Here is a 4,633-nt window from a genome sequence, read left to right as displayed (position 1 = left end):
GCAGAAGCAGCAGGCGTGCGGAGAGAGATAAGTTACCGCAACTGCTTTTCTGGAATACCGTCACGCCCAACCCGGCATAGCCCGCAGCCACTGCCAGCAGCGCCATGGCAGGCCACAGCAGCAAATAACCACAGGGAATCGCGGCGCCAGCCATTAAAAACAGCATTCCACCCAGGCCGTATTTGCTTGCGAGACGTAGCGCGTGCAGAGTTGGCCGCTGCCAGCGCCATTCTCCTCTAATCGGAATGACGTAGCTGATGATGACCGCGACCACAATCCCGCTAATCACATCGATAAAATGGTGCTGCCAGGTGGTCAGTACGGAGACAGCAATCAGCAGGAACCAACTGGCCGCAACGATTCTCGCATTGCGATTTAGATGCTGGCGAAAGCGCAGCCAGAGCAGCCAGGTCAGAATGATGTGCAGCGAAGGTGCCTGGTTATAGGGTAAATCAAACTGTTCAAGCTGGCGGAACAACCAGCCGAACGCACCCTGGGTTTCCGGGCGCGTGAAGGTAAACTTCAGCGGGAAAAGTAAAAAAGCTGCACAAGCCACCAGCGATGCGGCAAGCAGGCGATAGCCGTGACGCATCAGCTCTTGTCTTGATGTGCAGATGAACAGTGAAATACCGTAAAGCAGGTCGATGCTCCAGTAAGGCACGATAGTCCAGGGAACAAATGGAATCGAACGTTCCCAGGCAAACACCAGGCTTTCCACATCATCGCGGGTCGCGGTGTAGGTATTCACCTGCCCGTAGCTGAGAAAAAACAGGGGCCCCAGCAACATCAGCCAGTAAAGCCCCTGTTTCCAGGGGCTAAAAGGGCGTTGTGTCAGCAACGATTCAGTCATGCTATTTTCTTACCGCCAGCGACACGGTAAAGATGCCAAACTCATCAATCAGCTGGTGGCACTTCTCAAATCCAGCGTCTTCGACCAGCGTATCCATCTCTTTCTGGCTGCGTACGCGCATCAGCCAGGGAATACCGTTCTGGTGGCTGGTTAAGGTCCATGCGATGGTTTTCAACTGCGGATGCCACGGTTGCCCGGTATAAACCAGCACGCCGCCCGGCGGAATGGCTGCTGCCAATCCGGCCAACGATGTTTTGATTAATTGGTTGCTCGGGAACAGTTCATACAGGCCGGAGACAATGCCCAGCGTTGGCGCAGGCACGAGTGTGGCGAGCGAGTCATAATCAAAGGCATTGCCTTTTTTAAACTGCGCGAGGTGGCCTAATTGACGCGCTTCAATCATCGCCTGGCCTTTTTCCACATTCAGATCGCTGTAATCGCGCAGCAGGATGCTTTCAATTCCCGGCTGTTTCTCCAGCGCATCAAGAACGTAGCGGCCATGTCCGGCGGCTATGTCGACTACGCGAACCGGCAAGTTGTGCTCTTGCAGTTTTGCTACGGCCTGCGCAATCACCTGCTGGATATTTTCTTTGCGCATGCGAATGCCGCGCCAGCCAATGCTGTTGAGGTAGTGCCGGTCGATGATGCGACCAACAATGCCGGTGCCTTCAGCCGTATTGCGGTAGACATAATCCAGCGTGCTGCCAGAGTCAAAGCCGGTTTCATATCCCAGACGCATGCCTTTAGACAGCCTGCCAATGGTTTTCATGCCAAAACTTAATGAAGCGTAGGACATGCCTTGTAGTGAGCAGCGCTTAGGTGGTGCCTGCAACTCACGGTACGCATCAGCGCCCGGACTCCACTGATCTTCATGGCTGTAATCGAAGGTGTAAGGTGCAGCGTGGTAAAGCTGTTCGATAAACGGCTTCATTTTATCGAAGGCGAGCTGACGATCCTTTTCTCCCAGCGTGTCGTGATAAAAACCTGGCAGAATATGCTGCTCTTTAATGGCGCTACGCAGCCCCTGATAGAATTTTTTCTGCGGTTTGATGTGCACCACAAAATCATCGCCGGAAATCAGCAGCTGTGTTGGCACGGTGATGGCGGCAGAGTCAGAAACAATCCGCTCCGCCGTTTTATACAGATCCAGCAGAATATTCACGGCAATCTGACGGGTGATGAGTTTATCCTGCTCAAAACTGCTAATGCGCTCTGGGTCGTGGCTGAGAAATTTCCCTTTGACGTAAGAGTTCACGTAAAACAGACCGCGAATACGTTGCAGCAAACCTAAACCCGCGCATGCGAAAGGCACATACAGCTTCACCTTAAACGCTGGAGATGCCAGCACCATGCCGCGAATTTTAGGCGCGTAATCATGCACCCAAGTAGCAACCAGCACCGCGCCGACGCTTTGCGCAATCACAACAATGTCTTCAATGCTCACCTTGGCTTGTTCAGCGACAAAGCGAACAAATTCATCGACGTCCTGCACTGAGCGAGCCAGGCTTGGGCTGTAACCTCGCTCTCCCGGCGAATGTCCGTGTCCACGCGCATCCCAGGCGTAAAAATGGGCATCCGGCATCAGCAACTCATCGACAACATGCTGCAAACGTCCTGAGTGCTCATGCCCGCGATGAAATAGCACAATCACTTTTTTGCTCTGCGCATCCTGCGCGGGCCAGTGGCGAAAATAGAGAGATTCACCGTCGCTGGTTGAAAAAGATCCTTCGTGAAATAAACGTGCTTCCTGGCTCATGATGATTTCCTTATGGCTTGCTGTTGTAATTCGACAAAACGATTTAATAACGCGCTTTTAAATTCGGCCTTGTTGTCCTGATAACGCAGCGGATCGTCGATATAAATATCGATAAAGAACGGCACCGGTATTTTCTGACCTTTACCCATTGAGCGATCCAGCCCGTGCATATAGACCGGAATGATGGGCACATCCGGGCACTGCTGGCTGAGATGCCACAGGCCAGATTTAATTTCTGAAAGTTTCCCCGGCTCGCCGCGCGTGCCTTCCGGGAAAATAATCACAATTTTCTTTTCCGCCAGTGCATCGACGCAGGCCTGCAATGGATTAGCCTGATGCGCCCCGCGATAGACCGGGATGATGCCAATCACCTTGAGCGCAAACCAACCCACCACTTTGTTTTTCAGGAAGTAATCAGCGGCAGCCACCGGCTGTACATTCACCAGCGTCGAGAGGGGGAACAATGTGAACAGCGTCAGCACATCCAGATGGCTGTTATGGTTCGCCACAATGATCGCCGGGCCTGTTTTCGGTAGCTTCTTGCGGTTGGCAACGGCGACACCCAGCCAGATCCACACCACCGGATAAGCGATGCAAAGGGTAAAGATCCAGCGCAGCATGCGGTTCATGTGCGCCTCCTACACGTAGAAGTAGTAATAGAAGTGGAAGAACAGCGGCGCGGTGTAGATCAGTGAATCGAGTCGATCCAAAATGCCACCGTGTCCGGGCAGCAATTTGCCGGAATCCTTCACACCAAAATCGCGCTTGATCGCCGACATCACCACATCGCCGCAAAAGCCGCTTGCACCAATAATCAACCCAGCACCCAGCGAGTGGAGATAACTCATCGGTGTCAGCAGTGGTCCAAGAATCACTGCCAGCAACATGGTGGTAAGGATGCCACCCAGCAGACCGGCCAGCGTCTTATTCGGGCTAACTTTGGGCGTCACGCGAATCCTGCCCAGCGATTTTCCCCACAGATACTGGGCAATATCATTCAGCTCAGTCAGCGCAACGAGGAAGAACACCAGCAGCGCACCGGCACTGGCGTCGGCACCGGGTAAGGTCATCAGGTAGGCAACGTGGCTCAGAGCGAACACGGTGGTCATCATGCCCCAGTGCATCACCGATGCAGAGTGCAGAAAACCTTTGGTATCACCGGCAATCACCATGCGAGCCGGCAGGAAAAGGAAGACGTAAACCGGGATAAAAATGATGAACATGCCGTACCAGGCCATGCCGGTCCAGAGATATTGCACCGGGATTGCGGCATACATCCACAGCAGCGGCATACTGTCAGAACGCCGCGTGGGTGCTAGCGTCAGGTACTCTTTTAACGACAGGAAGCTGATGAAGCCGAAAAAGGTCAGCGCCAGCCACTTCGGCGACAGCATTGCTAACGAGAACAGGCAGATGATTACCCACCAGCTATTAACGCGCTGCTGCAATTCCACCCAGTTTCGTTGTGGGCGGCACTTTCTCAGCACAAAAATAATCAGCGTCGCCAGAATGAGAACGCCGAAGATACCGCCCAGGCAGTAATAAAGCATGTGTCTGGAATCAGCCATTTTTTGCCTCCATCGCATTGCGGCAGCGATTCAGGCTGGTCCAGCACAGCAACAGGGCGGCAATGGCAAACAGTGCGTCAGCGTAGCCGATAGACTGCGGCCACAGCGCAATAGTCAGGCCAAGAGCACCAAAGATTAATGCGCGGTCACTTTTGCCCAACGGACCACGGTAGCTACGGATGCCGTTCAGCGTCTGGCACATCACACCGCAAAATTCGCTCAGCCAGGAAAGTAGCACCACCAGCACAACCAACCAGGGAGAGATGCCTGTAACAAACGCGAAAGCGAGGTAGAGTGCGGCGTCGGAGATAATGTCACCCACCTCGTTGAGGATTGCCCCGAGGGTGGATTGCTGATTGAATTCCCTGGCTAACATGCCATCAATGGCGTTTAACGCCATGCGGAAAAACAGGAAAACGGGCAGGGTGATAAAAAAGCGTGGATCGGGGAAACGCATCA

At 53.6% G+C, this 4,633-nt stretch carries 5 protein-coding genes; all 5 read right to left on the bottom strand.

The features are described from left to right. Positions 1-850 (bottom strand): phosphatase PAP2 family protein (locus RTY00_RS13365; RefSeq protein WP_312664782.1); only part of this gene is annotated, 850 nt, incomplete at its 3' end. Position 851: 1 nt separating this feature from the next. Continuing rightward, positions 852-2,606 carry a bifunctional alpha/beta hydrolase/class I SAM-dependent methyltransferase gene (locus RTY00_RS13360; RefSeq protein ID WP_312664781.1) on the bottom strand — a complete coding sequence of 585 codons (1,755 nt, stop codon included), beginning with the start codon at positions 2,604-2,606 and terminating at the stop codon, positions 852-854. Continuing rightward, positions 2,603-3,235: a lysophospholipid acyltransferase family protein gene (locus tag RTY00_RS13355; RefSeq protein ID WP_008103789.1), complete on the bottom strand. Its 633-nt coding sequence runs from the start codon at positions 3,233-3,235 to the stop codon at positions 2,603-2,605. Before RTY00_RS13355 ends, RTY00_RS13360 begins: the two co-directional genes overlap by 4 nt. A gap of 9 nt (positions 3,236-3,244) precedes the next feature. Continuing rightward, complete coding sequence (locus RTY00_RS13350; protein WP_312664780.1) at positions 3,245-4,174, bottom strand: phosphatidate cytidylyltransferase; 930 nt, start codon at positions 4,172-4,174, stop codon at positions 3,245-3,247. Next, a partial coding sequence (locus tag RTY00_RS13345) for a CDP-alcohol phosphatidyltransferase family protein (protein ID WP_312664779.1) occupies positions 4,167-4,633 on the bottom strand: 467 nt, incomplete at its 5' end. The genes RTY00_RS13345 and RTY00_RS13350, both read right to left, overlap by 8 nt.

The sequence above is a fragment of the Pantoea sp. CTOTU49201 genome (genome assembly GCF_032054795.1).
Lineage (GTDB): Bacteria > Pseudomonadota > Gammaproteobacteria > Enterobacterales > Enterobacteriaceae > Pantoea > Pantoea symbiotica.
The sequence above is the reverse complement of the archived record's forward strand: the minus strand, read 5'-3'. Positions and strand labels throughout refer to the sequence as shown.